The organism is Acetivibrio cellulolyticus CD2 (assembly GCF_000179595.2).
Lineage (GTDB): Bacteria > Bacillota > Clostridia > Acetivibrionales > Acetivibrionaceae > Acetivibrio > Acetivibrio cellulolyticus.
On record NZ_JH556657.1, the window covers coordinates 634,597 to 656,592 of the forward strand.

Annotated in this window: 9 protein-coding genes and 1 pseudogene; 4 read left to right on the forward strand and 6 right to left on the reverse strand. The window is 35.1% G+C overall.

What is annotated here, in order from left to right:
- Positions 1–7: 7 nt before the first annotated feature.
- Both ACECE_RS27640 and ACECE_RS0214620 read left to right on the forward strand, forming a co-directional pair.
- A complete protein-coding gene (locus tag ACECE_RS27640; protein ID WP_010248526.1) occupies positions 8–11,098 on the forward strand; it encodes a non-ribosomal peptide synthetase in 11,091 nt (3,696 codons plus the stop codon).
- Positions 11,099–11,146: 48 nt separating this feature from the next.
- Positions 11,147–12,133 (forward strand): Gfo/Idh/MocA family protein, encoded by a 987-nt coding sequence (locus ACECE_RS0214620; protein WP_010248528.1) that lies wholly within the window; start codon positions 11,147–11,149, stop codon positions 12,131–12,133.
- A 173-nt stretch (positions 12,134–12,306) separates the two neighbouring features.
- On the opposite strand, the gene ACECE_RS0214625 is transcribed toward ACECE_RS0214620, so the two are convergent.
- Positions 12,307–13,377, reverse strand: a complete 1,071-nt coding sequence (locus ACECE_RS0214625; RefSeq protein ID WP_010248530.1) for a sugar ABC transporter substrate-binding protein — start codon at positions 13,375–13,377, stop codon at positions 12,307–12,309.
- Positions 13,378–13,672: 295 nt separating this feature from the next.
- Here ACECE_RS0214625 and ACECE_RS0214630 point away from each other — a divergent pair, with 295 nt between their 5' ends.
- Entirely contained in the window at positions 13,673–15,415 is a 1,743-nt protein-coding gene (locus ACECE_RS0214630; RefSeq protein ID WP_010248532.1) for a methyl-accepting chemotaxis protein, read from the forward strand.
- An 18-nt stretch (positions 15,416–15,433) separates the two neighbouring features.
- Here the strand turns inward: ACECE_RS0214630 and ACECE_RS0214635 are convergent, their stop codons facing one another.
- Together ACECE_RS0214635 and ACECE_RS0214640 are read right to left on the reverse strand one after the other, a co-directional pair.
- On the reverse strand, positions 15,434–16,726 hold the full coding sequence (locus ACECE_RS0214635) for an MBOAT family O-acyltransferase (protein WP_456049021.1): 1,293 nt from the start codon (positions 16,724–16,726) through the stop codon (positions 15,434–15,436).
- Between the two features lie 189 nt (positions 16,727–16,915).
- A complete protein-coding gene (locus ACECE_RS0214640) occupies positions 16,916–17,980 on the reverse strand; it encodes a hypothetical protein (protein WP_010248536.1) in 1,065 nt (354 codons plus the stop codon).
- Positions 17,981–18,225: 245 nt separating this feature from the next.
- On the opposite strand from ACECE_RS0214640, the gene ACECE_RS0214645 reads away from it, so the two are divergent.
- A complete protein-coding gene (locus ACECE_RS0214645) occupies positions 18,226–19,284 on the forward strand; it encodes an acyltransferase (protein ID WP_010248538.1) in 1,059 nt (352 codons plus the stop codon).
- A 109-nt stretch (positions 19,285–19,393) separates the two neighbouring features.
- Here the strand turns inward: ACECE_RS0214645 and ACECE_RS0214650 are convergent, their stop codons facing one another.
- The 3 genes and pseudogenes from ACECE_RS0214650 to ACECE_RS27645 all read right to left on the reverse strand — a co-directional run.
- A complete protein-coding gene (locus ACECE_RS0214650; RefSeq protein WP_235715955.1) occupies positions 19,394–20,206 on the reverse strand; it encodes a TPM domain-containing protein in 813 nt (270 codons plus the stop codon).
- On the reverse strand, positions 20,190–21,218 hold the full coding sequence (locus ACECE_RS0214655; RefSeq protein WP_010248542.1) for a hypothetical protein: 1,029 nt from the start codon (positions 21,216–21,218) through the stop codon (positions 20,190–20,192). The genes ACECE_RS0214650 and ACECE_RS0214655 overlap by 17 nt, the downstream gene beginning before the upstream one ends.
- Positions 21,219–21,665: 447 nt before the next feature.
- Positions 21,666–21,996, reverse strand: a pseudogene (locus tag ACECE_RS27645) (ISNCY family transposase); the annotation flags it as partial.

Below are 21,996 nucleotides of genomic sequence, written 5' to 3' on the forward strand. Positions count from 1 at the left end.
TATAAATGTGAAAAAATTAGTGGATTACGATGTTAATACAACAAAAGAAACCGGCATTAAATTGCGTACTGTAGAAAATACAATAAAAGATATAGCTATCATTGGAATGGCTGCAAAACTACCGATGGCAGAAGATGTTAAGGAGTTTTGGGAGAATTTGAGAAAGGGTGTTGACTGTGTAAGAGAGATTCCTGAAGGCAGGAAGAAGGATTTGCAAAGGCTTCTTCCATATATGAATTTAGTTGGTGCGGAATTTAAGGAAATAGCTTATTTAGATGAGATTGATAAATTTGATTATAACTTTTTTGGATTATCACCAAAAGAAGCGAGTCTAATGGACCCAAATCAGAGACTGTTTTTGGAGAATGCATGGAAAGCTATTGAAGATTCCGGGTACGGCGGAGAAAAAATAGCAGGTACCAATACCGGAGTGTATGTGGGTTTTGGTGGTGAGATACACTATTACAATTTGGTAAAGGCATTTGAACCTCAATTTGCGGCCTCAGTTATTTCCAGTAATTTAGCTCCAATTATAGCAAGCAGAATAGCTTATATTTTGGATTTAAGGGGACCGAGTGTATTGCTCGATACCGCATGTTCATCATCTCTTGTAGCATTGCATATGGCATGTCAGGGCCTAAGAAACAGAGAATGCGATTTGGCAATAGCCGGCGGAGTAAAAATAATTTTTTCACCTATGAAGGTTAGCGGCGGTATAGGTATTGAATCTTCCGATGGAAGGACAAGAGCTTTTGACGACAGTTCTGATGGGACAGGCTGGGGTGAAGGAGTTGCGTCAGTAGTTTTGAAACCTTTGGCAAAGGCGTTGGAAGATAATGATAATATATATGCAGTAATCAAAGGAAGTGCCATTAATCAGGATGGAACTTCTGTAGGAATTACTGCACCTAATCCTGAAGCTCAGGAAGAGGTTATTGTTAAGGCATGGAAAAATTCCGGAGTCGATCCCCAAACGATATCATATATAGAGACTCACGGAACAGGCACAAAACTTGGTGATCCTATAGAAATAGAAGGTTTGCAGGGTGCTTTTGCAAGATATACCGATAAAAAGCATTTTTGTCCCATCGGATCGGTAAAAACAAATATAGGCCATTTGGATAATGCGGCAGGAATAGCAGGTCTGATAAAGGTAATCCTGTCACTTAAACATGGGGAAATACCTGCTTCACTACATTTTAGCAAACCAAACAGTAAGATAGATTTTGCGGATTCCCCAGTATATGTAAATGATAAACTGCAGAAGTGGGAGTCAAATGGACTAAGGCGCTGTGGTGTAAGCTCTTTTGGACTGAGCGGTACAAACTGTCATGTGGTTCTTGAGGAAGCACCAGGCATAAAAATAAGTAAAAAATTGCAGAGTAACAGGTGCAATATATTAACATTATCTGCAAAAAGCAAAAACTCCCTTCAGAATTTAATAAAACAATATTACAGATTTGTTGAGTGTGATCCAAACCTTGTGCTTGATGATATTTGCTATACAGCAAATACGGGCAGATGGCACTTTAACTACAGGCTGGCAATTGTAGCAATGGATAATGACGACTTAAGAAATAAACTCCAAAGTCTTATTGATTCTAACCTTATGGATATCAATGATGAGGCAATATTCTATGGTGAAATTAAAAATGCAGACGAACAAATATGCCAGCAAGTAGAACCTATTGTGAAACGATTTGTCAGGGAAGGCAAAGAAGACAAAGGCTTATTAAGTGAAATATGCAGATTGTATGCAAAGGGCGGAAATATAATCTGGAATGAGTTTTATAGGGGAGAAAAGCATAATAGAATTTCTCTGCCTACTTATCCCTTTGAGAGGATAAGATGTTGGATTGATGTACCGGAAAAGGAAATAGCTATTGAACCAAAGAATGTTGCTGATGGTAAAGAAAAATTTTATGAAGTACGTTGGGAAAATGAAGAGCTACCAGAGAATACCGCGAAGAAAGATTTTAGAACTGTCCTGATTTTTATGGATCAGGTTGGGAAAGGAAATCAAATTGCAGGCAGGTTAAGAGAATGTGGCAGAGAGGTCATAACGGTTGAACTTGGTGAAGGCTACAGGGAAGTTGATAAAAGCAGATATATTATCGGTGGAGATGAGGACGATTATTTAAAGATTTTATCTGACATAAAAGCTGATGAAAGCATTCAATTGCTGCATTTGATGACACTTTCAAACAAATGTAGCATAAACACTGTTGAAGAATTGGAAGAAAGCCAAAAAAGAGGAGTATATAGCCTTTTTAATATAGTAAAGGCAGCTGTAAAAAATAGTGATAAAAAGTTTGATATAGTGCTAATATCGGAAAATGCTAATAATATAACAGGAAATGAAGAAATCATTGATGCTGAAAATGCTACTTTATTAGGGTTGGGCAAAACTGTGAGTAAGGAATATCCCGTCCTTGCCTGCCGTTCTATAGATATTGACAGGTCTACTGATATCGATAATGTAATTGAGGAAATCAGCGCAGCAAGCAACACTTCTTGTATTGCTTATCGTAATGGTAAACGATATGTGGAAATGATTAATAAAGTAAATATTTTAAAATTTGATGATAAAAAATTGGATTTCAAGGAAGATGGCGTCTATATTATTACAGGTGGAACAGGCGGAATTGGAATTGAAGTTTGTAAATATATAGCCTCGAAAGCTAGAGTAAACCTGGCACTTATAAATAGGTCAGAATTCCCTGAAAGATGCGAATGGAACTCTATTATTGAAAACGGAGACAATAAAAAACTTTCAAGTAAACTGAAATCAATAATTGAAATTGAAAAATCGGGATCTGAAGTTAATTGCATGAGTGCAGATGTTTCAGATGAAAATCAGATGAGACATATATTAAAGGAATTACGTGATAAGTATGGCAAAATAAATGGAATTATACATGCTGCAGGAGTGGTAGGAGACGGATTTATAATTAACAAGGATTTTAAGAAATTCAGGGAAGTATTATTGCCTAAAGTAAATGGAACATGGGTTTTGGATAACCTGACAAGGGATGACGAGATGGATTTCTTTATCATGTTTTCATCATTAGCGTCTATTGTAGGTGCACCTGGGCAGGGGGATTATACTGCTGCAAACTCTTATCTTGATTCTTACCAGGCATATAGAGGGAAGAAGAACAGGAGAACTGTGGCTGTTAACTGGACAGGTTGGAAAGATGCAGGTATGGCTGCAGATCATGAAGTAAAAGATGAGGGAATATTCAAGTTGCTTAAGACAGCTGAAGCGATAGAAGCTTTTGATACTATATTGAATAAAGATGTATCAAGGATCATAATTGGACAATTAAACAACAATGTAGTATTAGGTAATAAGGATTCTATGTATTTGCATCGTACTAATGAGGCACGAGAGGAAGAAATAATCCCGCAAAAAGCTGCTAAAATAAGCCCTGAGCCGAAGAAACAGGATGTGGTTTTAAAGGGTGGATCGGGTAATTACACTGATTTGGAGAAGAAAATTGCAAATATAATGGGGAATGTTCTAGGTTTAGAAGAAGTAGATATTAACGATGACTTCTTTGAGATTGGCGGTCATTCATTAAATGCTACATTACTCCTGTCAACAATCCATAAAGAGATGAATGTAGAGATACTATTGATGGATTTGTTTGAAATCCCAACTGTAAAAACTTTGGCAGAGCACATAATGGAAGCTGAAATGAGTAACTATATGTCCATTGCCAGGAGCGGCGACATGGAATACTATCCGTTGTCATCAGCGCAAAAGAGGATGTATATACTTAATCAGTTGGAAGCCGACAGTACAGCATATAATATAGTTGGTACAGTAATGCTTGAAGGAAAGCTGGATACAGCAAGGTTTGAGGATGCTTTTAAGAAGCTTATTGCCCGTCATGAAATATTAAGAACGTCCTTTGAAATAGTTGATGATGAACCGGTACAGAAAATTTGTGAGGATTTTGAATTCTATATCGAATGTTTTGAAGATGAAGAAGAGAAGGCCCTTAAAACAATTCAAAAGCTTATAAGGCCATTTGACTTAAAAAAAGCACCTCTTCTTAACGTATCAATTGTGAAAGTAAAAGAAGACAGGAATATAATGGTTTATAGCATGCATCACATAATATCCGATGGTGTATCTATGAATGTGATAATAAGAGAGTTCTCTGAAATTTATAATGGCAAGCAGCTTCCTCAATTGAGAATACAATACAAAGACTATTGTGTATGGCAGGGCAAGCTTTTTGAAAACGGTATACTCAAGAAACAGGAAGAGTATTGGATGAGGGTATTTAAAGAAGATGTACCGTTATTAAACCTGCCACTTGACTATGTAAGGCCTGCAGTACAATCCTTTGAAGGTGATAGCCTGAGTTTTGAAACAGGCAGGGAAATAAAGGAGCGTATGAATACTCTTGCCCGTGAAACAGGAACTACTTCTTACATGATACTATTGGCAGCTTTTAATACGCTTTTAATGAGATATACAGGACAGGAAGATATTGTAGTGGGTTCACCGATTGCAGGAAGGCATAATGCGGACCTAAAAGACATGATTGGGATGTTTGTTAATACCCTTGCTATGAGAAATCATCCATGTGGAAATAAAACATTCAGGGATTTTCTGTGTGAAGTGAAGGAAAATGCACTAAGAGCCTACGAAAATCAGGATTACCCCTTTGAGGATCTTGTGGAAAAGCTTGAAATAAAAAGGGATATGAGCAGAAATCCGATTTTTGATGTTATGTTGGTACTTCAAAATATGGGAAGCAGTGAGATAGAACTGGAAGATTTGAAACTTAGTCCATATGTTATGAATAATGGGATATCAAAATTTGACCTTTCATTAAATGTAATGGAAGGATCGGAATCTATATATTTTAGTATTGAGTATGCTTCAAAACTGTTTAAAAAAGAGACTATCAAAGAGTTGGGAACGCGTTTTGAAAAAGTACTTGAAGAAGTGTTGAAAAACCCAGAAACAAAGATGTCTGAGTTGGATATATTAACTGATGAAGAAAAGAAAAAAATAATACTTGAATTTAATGATACAAAATCAGAGTTTCCAAAAGACAAGACAATTCACCAACTGTTTGAAGAGCAGGTTTTGAGGACACCTGATAATGTTGCGGTTGTTTTTGAGGACAATCAGCTGACTTACAGGGAGCTAAATGAAAAGTCAAATCAACTTGCTAGGGTATTGAGAGAAAAGGGAGTAAAACCTGATGGCATAGTGGGCATTATGGTAAAACGCTCTTTTGAGATGATGATTGGTATAATGGGAATATTAAAGGCAGGAGGAGCATACTTGCCAATAGATCCTGATTATCCGGATGATAGAATACAATATATGATTGATGACAGCGGGGCGGCTATTTTACTTACTCAGGGTGGTGTCAGCAAAGGTATTAAAGGTGAAGTGGAAATAATAGATCTTAATAATGATACGCTGTATAGTGGAGAGAGTAAAAATCCGGGTTGCGTTAATAGACCTGAGAATCTTGCATATGTCATATATACATCCGGTTCGACAGGAAAGCCAAAAGGAGTTATGATTGAACACTATTCCCTCATAAACAGATTAAACTGGATGCAGAAACAATACAAATTAAGTGAAGAAGATGTAATATTGCAGAAAACCCCCTATACTTTTGATGTTTCACTGTGGGAACTGTTTTGGTGGTCATTAACAGGTGCAAAGGTATGTTTGCTCAAAGCAGGCGGGGAAAAAGATCCCAAAGATATAATAGATGCTATAGAAAAGCATAAGGTTACAACAATTCATTTTGTTCCATCAATGCTAAGTACATTTCTGCATTATTTAGATGACAGGCGAATTGATAATTTGTCAACATTGAGGCAGGTATTTGCAAGTGGAGAAGCTTTGACTCTGCAGCAGGTAAAAATGTTTAACAAAAAGCTTTATAAAAAGTATCATACAAAGCTGCATAATCTTTATGGACCAACTGAAGCTACCGTGGATGTATCTTACTTTGACTGCTCTTTGGATGAAGATTTGGAAATGGTTCCTATAGGCAAGCCTATTGATAATATTAAACTTTACATTGCAGATAAGAACAAAAATCTACAGCCTGTAGGTATTCCTGGAGAACTTCTGATATCGGGAGATGGGGTCGCAAGGGGATATCTAAATAAGCCTGAATTATCAGCGGAGAAGTTTTTACCAAACCCATGGGCTGAAGGTGAAAGGATTTACTGCACGGGAGATCTTGCAAGATGGCTGCCTGATGGGAATATTGAGTATTTGGGGAGATTGGACCATCAGGTCAAGATAAGAGGATTTAGAATTGAATTGGGAGAGATAGAAGCCCTTTTAATGAAACATCCATCAGTAAAAGAAGCTGTTGTAATTGATAGGACGGATAACTCTGGCGATAAATATCTTTGCGCATATATGGTTTTGAGAGAAGAGATTAATGTGAGCAGCTTAAGAGAGCATTTGTCGAGAGAACTACCAGAATATATGATACCAACATGTTTTGTACAGCTTGATAAACTCCCTCTTACATCAAATGGGAAGCTTGATAGAAAAGCACTTCCCGAGCCATGGGATGGTACATTTGTGGGAACGGAATATGAAGCACCTACTAATGAGATACAGGAAAGGCTTATAGCAATTTGGTCGGAAGTCCTTGGCAAAAACAAAATTGGGATAAACGACAACTTCTTTGAGCTTGGAGGACATTCACTAAAGGCAACGATATTGGTATCGAAGATCCATAAGGAAATGAGTGTAGAAATACCGCTTAAAGCAGTGTTTGGAAGACCTACTGTAAAAGGTCTGGCAGAGTATATAAAAGAGGCTGAGGAAAGTATATATACCTCTATTGAGCTTTCTGCTAAGAGAGAATACTATCCTTTATCATCTGCGCAGAGGAGGCAGTTTATTCTTAATCAGTTGGATGAGGACTCTATCGCCTATAACTTGCCGGGGACAGTTGTATTTAAAGGGAAAATGGATAGAGAACAGTTTGAAAGTGCATTTGTTAAATTAATTGAAAGGCATGAGACACTGAGGACTTCCTTTGACATAATAGACGGTGAACCGGTACAAAAAATCCATCAAAATGTTGAGTTCCATGTAGAGTACTATGAAGCTTATGAAGAGGGTGCTAAAGAAATAATTAGTGGGTTGTTAAAGCCATTTGACTTAAGAAAAGCCCCTCTTTTCAGGGTTGCACTTGTTAAGGTGAAGGAAGACAAACATATTATGTTGTACGATATGCATCATATAATATCTGACGGTGTATCCTTGAATGTTATAACCAGGGAGTTCGCTGAGCTTTACAGGGGAAAAGAGCTCCCACAATTGAGAATCCAGTATCGTGACTACACTCTATGGCAGAAAAGGTTGTTTGAGGAAGGTGTAATAAAGAAACAGGAAGAGTTCTGGAAGGAAACCTTCAAGGAAGAAATTCCGGTTCTAAATCTCCATACTGACTTTATAAGGCCGGTATTACAAAGTTTTGAAGGAGATAGTTTGGAATTTGATACAGACATTGAATTAAAGAAGAGTATAGATAAAATAGCAGGGGAAACCGGAGCAACTATATACATGGTAATGCTGGCAGCATTCAATGTGTTTTTGATGAAATACACAGGTCAAGATGACATAATTGTCGGATCGCCAATAGCCGGAAGACCTCATGCAGATCTCGAAAGCATGGTAGGTATGTTTGTCAATACTCTTGCAATGAGAAACAGACCAAAAGCAGAGAAGACATTTAAAGAATTCCTTTACGAAGTTAAGGAAAATGCGTTAGGTGCCTATGAAAATCAAGATTACCAGTTTGAAGAACTGATTGAAAAGCTTGATATCAAGAGGGATACCAGCAGAAATCCTCTGTTTGACGTAATGCTGATACCACAGAATGCCGGAAGTGAAGTTATAGAGCTTGAAGGTCTTTCGATAGAACCATACAGGACAGAAAATAAGGTGTCTAAATATGATCTTTCACTGACTTCAGCTGAAGGTAAGGACAGGATGTATTTCAGGCTGGAGTACTGTACAAAGCTCTTCACAAAGCAGACTATAGAGGGAATGGCTAAGCATTTTATCAATTTATTAAAGGAGTTAACAAAGAATCCTAATACAAAGCTGTCAGAAATTGAAATGCTGTCAGAAGATGAAAAGAGGCAGCTGATATTTGAGTTTAATGAAACGAAAAGCAGCTATTCAAACGACAAAACTATTCATGAGTTGTTTGAAGAGCAAGTTCGGAAGTTTAAGGATAATACGGCAGTTATATTTAACGAGGATCAGATTACATACAATGAACTAAACAATAAAGCTAATTTACTTGCAAAAGTATTGAGAGAAAAAGGAGTAAAGCCTGACAGTATTGTAGCTTTAATGGCCCAGCCTTCTATTGAAATGATTATAAGCATAATGGCAGTATTGAAGTCGGGAGGAGCATATTTGCCTATTGATCCGGACTATCCAGATGACAGAATCAGATATATGCTAAACGATAGTGGCTCAAAAATATTGCTCACGACAATAGACCCAGGTGAGGAACTTGGATTTGAAGGTGAGATAATAGACATCAAAAACCTACTTTGGGATGATGAAGACGTTGAAAATCTCCCATGCGTAAATTCATCAAGGAATCTTGCTTATATAATATATACGTCTGGCTCTACTGGAAATCCTAAAGGGGTAATGGTTGAACATAGAAGTTTGATTAATTTTATTGAGTGGAGAATCAGAAGGTATGAAATTGGACCAAAGGATAAGATACTACAGCTTATTTCGGTATCTTTTGACGGCTTTGGTGCCAATTTATACAGCAGTTTACTTTGTGGAGGATGTCTTGTACTTCCCGCTGCTGAAGTTCGTTATGATTACAGTAGCATAAGAGCTATTATAAAAGAACACAAAGTTACAAATATGAGTGTTGTGCCGGCAATGCTGAGATCAATTTTAGAGGGTGCAGATAAAGAAGATTTGGCTTCATTAAAATCAGTGATACTGGCAGGAGAAAAATCAGACAGAGAATTATTGAATTTAAGCAATAGTGTTCTGCCTCACACTACACTGATCAATGAATATGGACCAACTGAAAACACAATAACAACAACATCATTAGTTGGATTGACAGCTGAGAAATCCAGTGTTATTGGCAAACCGATAGCAAATAACAAAATATATGTTTTGGGTGAGAATAATAATCTTGTTCCACAAGGCGTCCCGGGAGAATTATGCATATGCGGTGATGGCTTGGCAAGGGGATATTTGAATAGAGAAGAGCTGACACATGAGAAGTTTATCACATGTCCGTTTAATCCGAAAGAAAGACTGTATAAAACCGGCGACCTTGTAAGGTGGCTGCCTGATGGTAATATAGAGTTCTTGGGAAGAATAGATCAGCAGGTGAAGATAAGGGGATACAGAATTGAGATCGGTGAAATTGAGACTCAACTATTAAAGCATGCATCAGTGAAAGAAGCAGCTGTAAGCGATAAAGAAGATAAAAGGGGAAATAGATACTTATGTGCGTATTTTACCGCAGAACGAGAGCTTACAGTAGCTGAATTGAGGGAACATCTTTCAAATGAGCTGCCGGATTATATGATACCTGCATACTTTATCCAGGTTGAAAATATGCCGGTAACATCAAATGGTAAAATTGATAAAAAATCATTGCCGGAGCCGGATGGGAAAATTAATACCGGCGCTGAATATGTAGCACCTGGAACGAGTGAAGAGATTATTTTGGCAAAGATATGGGAGGATGTTCTTCAGGTAGAAAGAATCGGTATAAATGATGAGTTTTTAAATGCCGGCGGAGATTCAATGAAAGCGCTGAAAGTTATAACGGAAGCTAAAAAACATAATATTGATCTGGCAGTTCAGGACATATTTAAATATAAAACCATTGAGAATGTATTAAAGAATATTAGTAAGTCAAAAAACCAAAAGGATAAACAAGTTTCAGAGAGTTCACATGAAGCTAAAGTAGTTAAGGTAGAGGAATTAAGAGAAATTCCAGATTTTTATGAGATTTATACGGAGGAGGTCAAGGAACTCCAAATTGAAATGCAAAGGGACGTTACGATATATTTGTATCGGTCGCTGCCTTTATGTGTATTGCTTTCAGATCCAGGACTCCACTCATGGTTTTTTGAAAACTATGTAAATATTTATTCCTCTACAAACAGAAACGGGCTTATTTCACTGGACTATCTTGAGTTGTGGGCTAACTATTCTACAGTTTTAGGGGAAGTATCACTTGGAGCGGATATTATTGAAAATGAAAAAGACATAATAAACTTTATTACTCAAAGGCTTGATAAAAAATATTATGTGAATATTGCTGTAGATGAATTCTACCTCCCAGGAAAACAAAAATATCAGAAAATTCATTATATACATGAGGTGTTGGTATATGGATATGATAATCTGGAGAGGAAGCTCAAAACTGTAGGCTTTGATGAATCGGGAATATTTAATAATATTCATTATAGCTATGAAGATTTTAAAAGAGCTTATGAAAACGGAAAACAGTATTATGCAGAGGCAGCACCATGGGCGCGTGAGGTTGCAGTACACTTGTTTTATCATAAAGGCTTTAAGCAGCCATATCCGTTTAGTATGGAAAGGTTTTTGAATAAACTGGGCAATTATATTAATTGTGTTGGCGATGGATCTGTTATTTATGCCTGGGCTCAAAACGAGGAAAAAGTACATTACGGGATGGATGTATATGATGAACTTGCGAAGCATTTGAAAGAAGCTATTTATGGAAAGGTTACCGTTGATTATCGTGCAATTCATTTGTTGGCTGAACATAAAAAAGTACTTGCAAAGAGGTTTGAATATATTATATCAAAGTTTGGATTAGAAGGTAGAATTGTAACTCTGTATAATGAATACGTTGCTTTTGCTGAGCAGGTAAATAAAATCCGTTTAAAGGCGTATGAGTTTGAGTCAATAGCATCTGATGCTTCGGGAAATATTGATCCTCAAGAAGTGGTTAGGAACATTAGTGAAATGGTTGACTCAATAATTGCTGCTAAAAAGAAAGAATCTGTTTTATTGGGAGAGATTTATGAAATTTTAAAAAGTTCCTAACCAATATGATAAAATTAAAAGGAAATAACCCAAATGTGAGGGATAAGAATGACTAAAAATATAAACTGGGGAATTATGGGCTGCGGTGGTATAGCAAGGGAATTTGCAGATGCGTTAAAAGCTGTTGAGGGTGCCAATTTAATAGCAGCAGCTTCAAAATCGGGTAAAGCGAAACAATTTGCAGAGGATTTTAATTTGGCTTATTATTATGATGATTATGAAGAGTTTGTAAGAAATGAAGAAATCGATGTAGTATATGTGGCGACAACTCACAATTTTCACTACGAAAATACTATGCTGTGCCTTAATAATAATAAGCATGTACTTTGTGAAAAGGCGTTTACATTAAATGCAAAGCAGGCGTCAAGGCTTATTGAAATAGCAAAATCAAAAAAGCTGTTTTTGATGGAGGCTATGTGGACAAGATTTTCACCTGCACTTGCCAAATTAATAAGCGTTATAAAAGCTGGTGTTATAGGAGAAATAAAAACACTAAAAGGAGATTTTTGTATCGATGTTCCTTTTGACCCCAAACACAGACTGTATAATATTAATTTAGCAGGAGGGTCTCTTTTGGATCTGGGGATTTATCCCATAACATTTGCCTGTATGATTCTTGAAAGATACCCGGTGGAAATAACCGGTACCTTAAATATTGGAAAAACTAGTGTGGATCAAGAATCGCACTACCTTTTGAAATTTGATAAAGGTGAAACAGCGTTGCTTTCTTCAGCATGTACATATTCAGCACCTATAGATTTTGTAATATACGGTACTAAAGGGCGAATTGTGGTTCCTAACTTTTATTTTCCGGCAAAACTTATATTAATGAAAAACGGTAAAACTGAAGAAATTATTAGTGTGCCTTATGAGTCAAACGGGAAGAATTACGAGGCAATAGAAGTTATGGAGTGTATCCTTCAAAATAAGACGCAGAGCGATAAGCAAACCTTTTATGATACCCTTAAAATAATGGAAATCTTGGATTCTTTAAGAGAAGCTTATTTGACATATCCAAATGAAAATGATTTTTGAAAGCATGTGTACTTATGAAAGACATGCGGGTTGACGCTTGTATTATTCTATGATATATGTAAAAAGTCCAAGAAGTTCCACTTGAAGAGTTTCCTTTTTGAGTGGAATTTCTTGGACTATAAAATAGCAACTTTAATTGTAATAGCCAATTGCTCTAAAAGTCAGACTTTTAATTACTTCTTGTAGACATCGTCTTTCTTGAGATATCCGCTATTAATTAGAACATCATCAATATTATTTTTATCAACTACTACTGGAGTAAGAAGTATTGATGGAACATCTATTTTTTCGTTGTTTACTGTTTGGGTTGCTCCAAGATCTTCTCCATTCAGTATTTTTTTCGCTATCTTGATAGCTTCCTTACCTAATTCTCTTGTATCTTTAAATATAGTCATGGTTTGTGTTCCTTGCACAATTCTTTGTGCAGCTTGCAATTCGGAATCTTGACCTGTAATAGGAATTTTTCCATCAAGCTTTTGTTCAGCCAAAGCTTGAATACAGCCCCCGGCAGTTCCGTCATTTGGTGCCAGTACAGCATCAATCTTATTACCATTAGCTGACAATGCAGTTTGCATCTTCTTCATAGCTTCACTTGGCTGCCAATCAGTTATTGCATCTTCCAATACAATTTTTATATCGCCTTTATCAGCAAGAGGTTGTATGTACTTCATGGCTCCCTTTTTGAACAAGGTTGCATTGTTATCAGATGGCGACCCTGCAAGAACTACATAGTTTCCCTTTGGTACCAGTTTTGTTATATATTCTCCTTGAAGTTCACCAACTTTTACATTGTCAAAGGAAAGATAAACATCCACATCAGTTCCCATTACAAGTCTATCGTAAGAAATAACTTTTATTCCAGCTTTATGCGCCTTGTCTACTATTGAAGCAGAGCTTTTAGCATCACTTGGTGCCAAAATAAGTATATCAATGCCCTGGGAAATCAAATAGTCACATTGTGAGTCCTGTTTTACAGCATCATCTTCAGATACTTGAACTTTTAGATCAACTCCAAGAGCTTTTGCTTCTGCTTCCATTGTAATTCTATCCTTTACCCAACGTTCCTCTTTTTGAGTTGGAAGAGACAAACCTATAGAAATTTCACTTTTAGAAGTATCAGTGCTGTCAGAATCTGATCCCGAATTTGCATCTGTAGGTTGGACGGAAGTAACACAACCAGAACAAGCAAATAGAAAAACAAGTGTAAACAAAAACAAAGAAATACGATTAACAAGTTTTTTCAAAAAATCATCTCCTCTTAGTTTATTTTTATTAATATCGGCAAGATTCACCAATTAATTATAAAAATTTGCATAAATATATAAATGACTGTTAAGTACAATACAAAATTTACCGAAAATAAATACAGACATAAAAATTTGATTTGAATATATCATATTATACTTGTTGTTTGTTTCTATTAATGAATGGTAATTTCCATTATATCATGTAGTGGATATAGCATTTGCAATTCTTTATTGTCATTGCGATAAAAACTGATCTTTAATGACCATGGATTTGAGAGAGAGGGATTTATTTATGAACAAAACCTTTAATTTAAAGAAAATTCTTAAAAAATCAATTAGCATATCGCGCAATTTTCAATTTAGAAGCATCAAGTATAAAATAATCGCGGTTCTTGTTTTTTTAATCTTTGCTCTTGTAACAGTAAATATGATAAACAACTCCTATTATAGGTCTACAATTTCTAAATATGAAGATATAATAAATACACTGGTTAAAGAAAATAGTATTATGGTAAGTACTATGGATATTCGTCAGACGTTGAGAGAAATAATCATAGATTGTAAAAATACAGAGAAGCTTGAAGGGTACAAAGAATATAAAAATAATATGAGTATTCTGCAAAAAGAAGTTGGAAGTAGCACGAATAAGGAGGTAGCTGCTTCAAGAAAGGCTCTCTTTGTTCAAATGAACAAATTTATAGAGGTAGCAGATAATCTCGTGAAGATGGCCGGTGAGTATGATGCAAGGGCTACAGATGAGTATAACAATGCGTCTAAAATTGGTGATTATATGAGGGAAAGCTCTATAGAACTTTCAACCAATGAGTTAAAATACAGCCAGATTTTAATCAAACAGATAGGTGCTGCAAATAACCTTACTCAAAAAATATCCTATACAATAATAATTGTAGTGGTATTAATATGTTTGTTCTTAACATTCTTTACAACAAGAAATATAATAAATTCCTTAAACAAGCTAATAAATGTAAGTGAGAAAATTGCAGATGGAAAGTTATCTACCAAACAATGTGAAGTCAATAGTAAAGATGAAATTGGGAAACTTGCCAGTTCGGTAAATATAATGCAGCAGAATTTATTTAAAATGGTAAAGCTTATTTCTGCTAACGGAAATCATATGCATACAACATTAGCTTCTTTGGACAATTTTATTCATGAGAACTCTGTAGCAGGACAACAGCTTGTTGCTGCTTTTGACACGGTTGCTAAGTCTGCTGATGAGGAAGCAGATTTAATAAAACATACATTGATTTCAATTACAGATATAAATGAATCAATTAAAAACATTTATGATGAGACAGAATTGGTTATTAGTAGTGCTGATACTGCCCTAAGTAAAGCGATAGATGGTGAATCGAAACTAAAAAAAGTAATTTCTCAAACTATATTGGTTCAAGGACTTATAGATAGTATAAGTCTAACTGCCAATGAGCTTTATGAATATTCAATAAAAATCAGTAATATCACTAAATTTATAAATGGTATTTCTACCCAAACTAACTTATTAGCGCTAAATGCATCTATAGAAGCAGCGAGAGCAGGTGAAGCGGGGAGAGGATTTGCTGTTGTTGCAGGTCAAGTAAAAACTCTCGCAGAGCAATCGAATCAATCTTCAGGTGAGATTAAAAATGTTATTGAAAATATAAAACAGTTAATTAATAATATGAAATTGGGTATTGAGAAGAGTGTAGAAGAAATTAAATCAACTGCTTCAATTATCAATGAAGAGACAAAAGCGTTTAATGAAATTGTACTTGCAAACCAGACTGTTAATAATCAGATATTATCTATAAACAAGAGACTAGATGCAGCAAAATACAATATCGGCAAAATTAACGAAACCAGCAGTTCGGTTGCCAATATAGCAACAGAGCTGCTAGATAATTCTAAACAGGCGCAGGGGACAATAGAACATCAGGTTGCTACCCAAGAAAACTTTGCCCAGTCAGCATCTGAGCTTAAGGATATGTCTATTGAATTTAGCAAAGTAATCAGTAATTTTCATTTAGAAGAATAAAATAAGCACGCATTGTGTTTAAAACTGAAAATAAATAAACTGTGATGAATTGGACACGCCCAAAAGCAAAATAAAGACTATACCGGCTGCATAGACGGACCAACGAACAATAGCCGGCTTCTTCTCCAACATAGTGCCGATTTTTGTTGTGCGTTGTAAAAGCTCAATAATAATCAGAAAGCTTATTAGAATTATTCCAAGGTAAAAATCAAACTTGTATTCCATATATCCGAATTTAGGGAATAACCGTACCCCGTTGAAGAGATTTTTAATAATATATAAAGCATCCTTTAGCCTATTAGCTCTAAAGAAAATCCAGGAAAACGATATGAGGTTAAAGGTAATTACCACTTTTATAAACTTTTTGAGTAGTGGCAATTTTTCAAGCCTGGTAACCTCGTAAAATTTGTCACGCAGCTTGGAAGTCCATATGGCAAAAACAAGATAAAATCCGTTGATGCCGCCCCAGATAACATATGTCCAGCTGGCACCATGCCATAATCCGCTTAATAAAAATGTAATCATAAGATTACGGTACCATTTGAATTTTCCAACTCTGTTGCCGCCAAGTGATATATAAACGTAGTCTTTAAACCAGCTTGAGAGTGATATATGCCAGCGCTTCCAGAATTCTGAGATTGATTTTGAAAAATAGGGTCTGTCGAAATTCTTCATGAGTTCAAAGCCCATAACTCTTGCAGCACCTCTTGCTATATCTGTATAGCCGGAAAAATCACAGTAAATCTGGAATGCAAAAAAGTATGTAGCAATTATTAAAGATGAACCCTTAAATTTGTATGGATTGTTATAAACACTGTCAACTATAAGTGCCAGATTGTCTGCGATAACGACCTTCTTAAACAATCCCCACAACATTAGTCTTAATCCGTCTACAAATCTGCTAAAATCAAAGTGCTTTTCTTCATGGAAGTGGTGCAGCAGGTTTTGAGGTCTTTCAATCGGGCCTGCAACCAACTGCGGGTAAAACATAACAAACAGGGCATAAATTCCAAAGTGCCTTTCAGGTTTGCATTTTCCTCTATATACCTCAATTATATAGCTCATGCTCTGAAAGGTGTGAAAAGACAAGCCTATAGGCAAAATAATGGAAAGATTGCTGATAGGATAGTTCCAATTAAGGAATGCTGCCAAACGTGCCAGATTGCTGTTAAAGAAATTGAAATATTTAAAAACAAAGAGAAAGCCAATATTGCATATTAAACTCACAATAAGAAATAGTCTCTTCTTGTTTCCTTCCATTTTCCAGATAAAAATCCCAACCAAGTAGTCTACTATTATAGTAACTGCCAAAATCAATATATACTTTGGGATAAATGCCATATAGAATATGCAACTGGCTGTAAGCAGCAAAGGCCAGCGCCATTTGTGCGGAAGAACAAAAAATAATAGCGTTACTATTGGGAAGAAAATCAAAAACTCTATAGAATTAAATAACAGAAAATCACATCCCTTAAAAAAATATATGTAAAACAAATGAGCTTATTTGAAGAAGTCATTTCTTACTTTCTCCCATAAATCATCAGATAAGACTTTATAACCCTCAGGTATCAGATGAACAAAATCTGCGTATAGGTTATAATCTATTTTCTTATCATAATCAACATATATAACATCTTTGGATTTGAAGTACTCTTTTAGCTTTTCTAAATTATTATTATAGCCATATTTTGATGTTTCTTCTTTTAGTAGTTCTCTATTATATGCCGCAAGAAAAACCAGTGTATTTTTTCCTTCCTGATGCTCTATAATCTTATTTATAAAATATATCTGAGCTCTTGATTCATCCATGACAAAAGGCTTGTCTGAAAAATACCAGGAGTAATCAGAAGTTTTTATTTTTTTATGCAAGTCCTTTTTTTCATACCATGGCCTTGGATCTCCGATCAAATCCTTATAATTAGTAGAGGTTACACTTGAGAAATACTTTCTGATGTAATCTTTATATAAAAGCAAAGATATATTTGTATTTAAAAACCTTTTTATCTTGCCTTTAGTTTGGCTAAATAAAGGCTTTTTCCAATTAAACTTACTGTATATATGACTATAAGCATCCTTATCTACATCGTTTAACTGGTCCTTAAACCAGAAAATTCCTGTACCTGATTCATCGGCTGTAAACTCAAAGTAGTTAAAATTTATGATTAAATTTTCAGTTGAGATACCATACTTGTCCAACATTTTTATAATGGTATAGGTATCTCCGGGGTACTCAGACGGAATGGATAGATTAAAAAATTTAACCTTATACCCACTGTTTTCAGCCAAATTATTTAAATGATATCCAATAGATTCTTCTGGATTACAAGGTGAACTGAAGCCTACAGAATCGCCTAGAATAATTACATATTCCTTTAAATTCTGCTTTTTTATTTGCCACTTTATTTTTTTTAGTACAGCTTCAATATTATCCGGATTATTTTTAAAAACATTATATTTAAGTCTGTAATCAAATACAATACTATCTGGGACTGATAGCGGGAATACAACCTGTACAAGTAAAATGCATATAAAAAGAAAAATCAGCACTCTTTTAAATAAAGACATTCAACACCTCCCAAAAGGCACAGATATACACTGGAAAATTCATTTTTCTTATTATAAAAAGCTTTATTATACATCTTGCCACATTATATAATAAATGTAAGGGGGAACTCAAGATAATTGTTTAGGAATGCTGAAAATATAATATAAGCGGATTCTTTATTTTTTTTAGATATGTTATACTTAGGAATGCAAATATAACTTCAGCTATTCCTTAAAATTATTATTTTGAGATGGGGTTTATGTATATGAAGCGGAAAACAGGATTGGACCTGATTAGGACCTTTGCGATTTTTTTTGTAGTTGGCGTACATTTCTTTTTTCATACAAATTTCTACAAAGTTCCTGTAGCAGGCAAAAATATGATGGCGCAGGTTGCGTTAAGATGGTTTTTTACAATGTGTGTACCTTTGTTTATAATGCTTACGGGATACTTACAGACGGAAAAGAAGCCTGAAAAAAAGTATTTTAAGAAGATAATACCAATTTTAGGTGTGTATTTGTTTTATTCTGTATTGTCAATTTTTATGAGGATAATGTTTCTGAATGAAAATAAAAGTATTTTAAAGTGGATTGCAGAAATCCTGGTGTTTAGCGCAGATAAGTATTCCTGGTATATAAATATGTATATAGGTCTCTTTCTTTTAACACCATTTTTAAACCTTATACACAAGAATTTGAAGGATGCAAAGGAGTATAAGATATTTTTAGTTATTCTGATTTTCTTGACAGGGTTGCCCAGCTTCTTTAATTCCTTGGCAACACAGAATGAAATTTTCAATGCGCTTTCGTTCTCTGATTGGTGGACAAGGATTTATCCTATCACTTATTATTTTATAGGTGCTTACATTAAGGAATATCAGGTTAAATTAAACAAAAAACTTGCCATGATATCTCTTGCTTTGATAGTTTTGTTTGAAACTGCCTTGACTGTATTTTATTCCTGGAACAAAGCATTTGTAGCTGTAATAGGGGATTATGATTCAATATTTATTATGGCTGGGGCTGTATTGTTTTTCCTTATGTTTTATGACATTAAAATTGAAAATAGGCACTTAAGCGGATTACTAGGTACGATATCCGTATTATCTTTAGATATATATCTGTGCTCATATATAAGTGACAAATTAGTTTATCGTTTTGTGATGAAGTATATATTTAAGTCTCAGCAGCAAATAATGTTCTATTCTCTTTTTGTTGTTATGGCATCCTTTACATTAGCCTTTATTGTTGCATATTTAAGATACAAAGCTGTGAGAATTAGACCAATACAAAATAGCAAATTTATGAAATCTATTTCACAATAAGCCTTTTGTATTTTTTCAATATCGCAAAAAAGATCAAGGAGCACAATGCACCTTGATCTTTTTTCTTTATCAGGAAAACTTAATGCTCAAAATGATAACTTTCGTATTATTAGAAGCTGCCGCCACCACCGCCATGACTTCTTCCGCTGCTGCCGGTATGAGTACTGCTGCCGCCGCCACCTGAATTGCGCTCGATTTTTGTTCGTGTAGTAGATTCTCTTATATAGTTATCGACATTTTCAGAAAGAACAAAGGAGCCACTTTCTTCGTAGGTTCGGGTGTTAATTGTGACCTTTCCTTTACTGGAGTAGGATACTATGAGAGTAGCAACTATAGATATTATCAATGCGATGATATAAACTGGCCAAGATCTCAACAAGCGAGAAACCTTACTTAAGTAAGAAGCATCGGTTTCAACTCTATACTGGCCGCTGGGAACGCCTGAATTTGCGTAGCTGTTTACATCTTCAATGAATTTGTTGCAGGCTTCATAATAATTGGCATTTGAGAGTGATCTAGTTACATGGTTTACCATATATGAAATTCTGCTGTCTGTAAAAATGTCAATTGCTCTTCCTTCGGTAGATATCCATACTTTCTTGTCTTGCATGTTAATGAGCATTAATAAGCCTGAGTAATCGCTATCTAGCCCATACCCGTTGTAATCATAATAGTCGTCGGCGTACGCCTCTGAAGACTTACCTTCTGTATTGTCTGTAATAACTATGACAGTATCAAGGGTGTATGTTTCCTTTATTGTGTCAATTCTGGCTTGAAGCTTTGTAACTTCGCTCTCTGACAGATAATTTAAATTATCAACTACATTATTTGGGTTGGAGGCATATGCTACAATGCCTGTTAAAAGTGAGACAAGTATAAAAATCAGTGATATAATGCTAAGCTTTTTATACAAATAGAGCACCTCCAAACACACATATTATAAATGCTACCGCGAATATAACCCCGGCAAATATAAGTTGTTTTATACGACTGATAGGGGTATCTCCAACAACTTTGCCTGTCTGACCGTTTATTATGAAAATGTGGTCTTTGCCCTTGAATTTGTTTATTAAGAGATAAATAGGCAGCATAGCATACGAAGCATCAACTTCAGATAAATTTACCTGTTTATCTCTAACACTAAAAGATGAATATCCGTTTACTGTACTTTTAAGCCGTTCCTCTATATATTCTTCAGCCCTTTTTTGCATAGAAACTTTGGCTTCATCTGTTTCAACATCATATCGTTCTGCCATGAAACCTGACATGTATTTCATGGAAAAGTCTGTCATATCATTATAATCGAAGGGCTCCACCATATACATAAACTTATCATCCAGCTTCTTGGAAGCATCAACGGGAATTTTATCATAATGGGCGTTGCCGCTTCGAGAAACGTAGAAAAACTTTGTATTGGTGTACATATAATCTCCCTGACGCCATGTGTTGACTCTTGTTGCTTCTCCGCTAATCATGCCATTAGCTTTGCAGTCAAAAAGCCAGAAAGGTGCGTAAATACCTGTAAGCTTATCGATTTCTTCTTTTTGTTTAAACTCATCAGGAGCAAATAGTTTTTTGTTAATCCACTTTTTGTAGATATCTCTGGCTTGTTCTTTTACCAACTTGAATGGAATTACGCTCTTTGGCTTAAAACGGCCGGAAAATCTTGTTTTTATAATGGTAGGGCTTTTGCAATACAGACAAAAGGTAGCTGAAGTAGTATCATCTGCAATCAATTCAGCACCGCAACTGTCACATTTGTATGAATTTAATTCAGCCATATCCTCATCAGATGCTTCTTCCTTGCGTATGCTATCTAACTGTTCTAAATTAAACTCGCTTGAACAGTAGTGGCATTTCCAATTCTGAGTAGGTGGATAAAATTCCAGGGGTGCATTACAGCTGGGGCATTTGTATTCTTTTACTGAATTCATTTATATTCTCCTTGTTATAGAAATATAAATACTTTGTTAGTTATATTTAAATTATACATTCCTATAAATGCTGAGTCAAACAATGATGTCCTTCTATTAGATAAAAAATATGAAAAAAATAAAAAAACGTGACAAAAAAATATTTTCCTTCGAATTATATAATAGTAAAATAGGTATTGTTTGAACTAACTGTTAATTTAGAAGTCAAAATTCAAGTTACAATGAGACAAAATATTATTTAAATTTTATAAATAAAATAAATATAGGCATTTGCAAAATGACTTAAAAAATCAGATGTAAAAAGTTAGAAGAGATGTAAAATGGACTTTGATAACTTAAGAGGGATATATGTTAGTGATTTGACTGAAAAACCAGAACCTTGTTGATGAAATTACAGCACAAATAAGCTTATGTATAAGACATAAGTTTCAAGAGTAAGTTAGTAAATCAAGCGATTAAAGGTTTTAAACTACGTATATACTTGTGCTCATGAATTTTATCTGCAAGTATTACAGTAATTAGTTGTGTGATACCTGCGAGATATAAATCTGCTTTAATAGTTAGGTTGTCTCTTGTTTTAAGATTACCACAGGCCATAGGCTCCTTAAGGTATTGAATGTTTTTTTCTACTACAGTCCTAATTTTGTAGTCAGAAATCCATTCGTCAGAGCCTCTAATCACACCTGGATACATGCGTTTATCCATGGCAGGAGATGTGAAGGTTACACGACCGCAAGGCTTGCCATTACAGGGGTTATCACAAGAAGTAACCCATTTA

Excerpts from the sequence above, each read along its gene's own strand:
- ACECE_RS0214620 (WP_010248528.1), top strand. The coding sequence starts at position 11,147 with ATGACTAAAAATATAAACTGGGGAATTATGGGCTGCGGTGGTATAGCA.
- ACECE_RS0214645 (WP_010248538.1), top strand. The coding sequence starts at position 18,226 with ATGAAGCGGAAAACAGGATTGGACCTGATTAGGACCTTTGCGATTTTT.
- ACECE_RS0214640 (WP_010248536.1), bottom strand. The coding sequence starts at position 17,980 with ATGTCTTTATTTAAAAGAGTGCTGATTTTTCTTTTTATATGCATTTTA.
- ACECE_RS0214655 (WP_010248542.1), bottom strand. The coding sequence starts at position 21,218 with ATGAATTCAGTAAAAGAATACAAATGCCCCAGCTGTAATGCACCCCTG.
- ACECE_RS0214630 (WP_010248532.1), top strand. The coding sequence starts at position 13,673 with ATGAACAAAACCTTTAATTTAAAGAAAATTCTTAAAAAATCAATTAGC.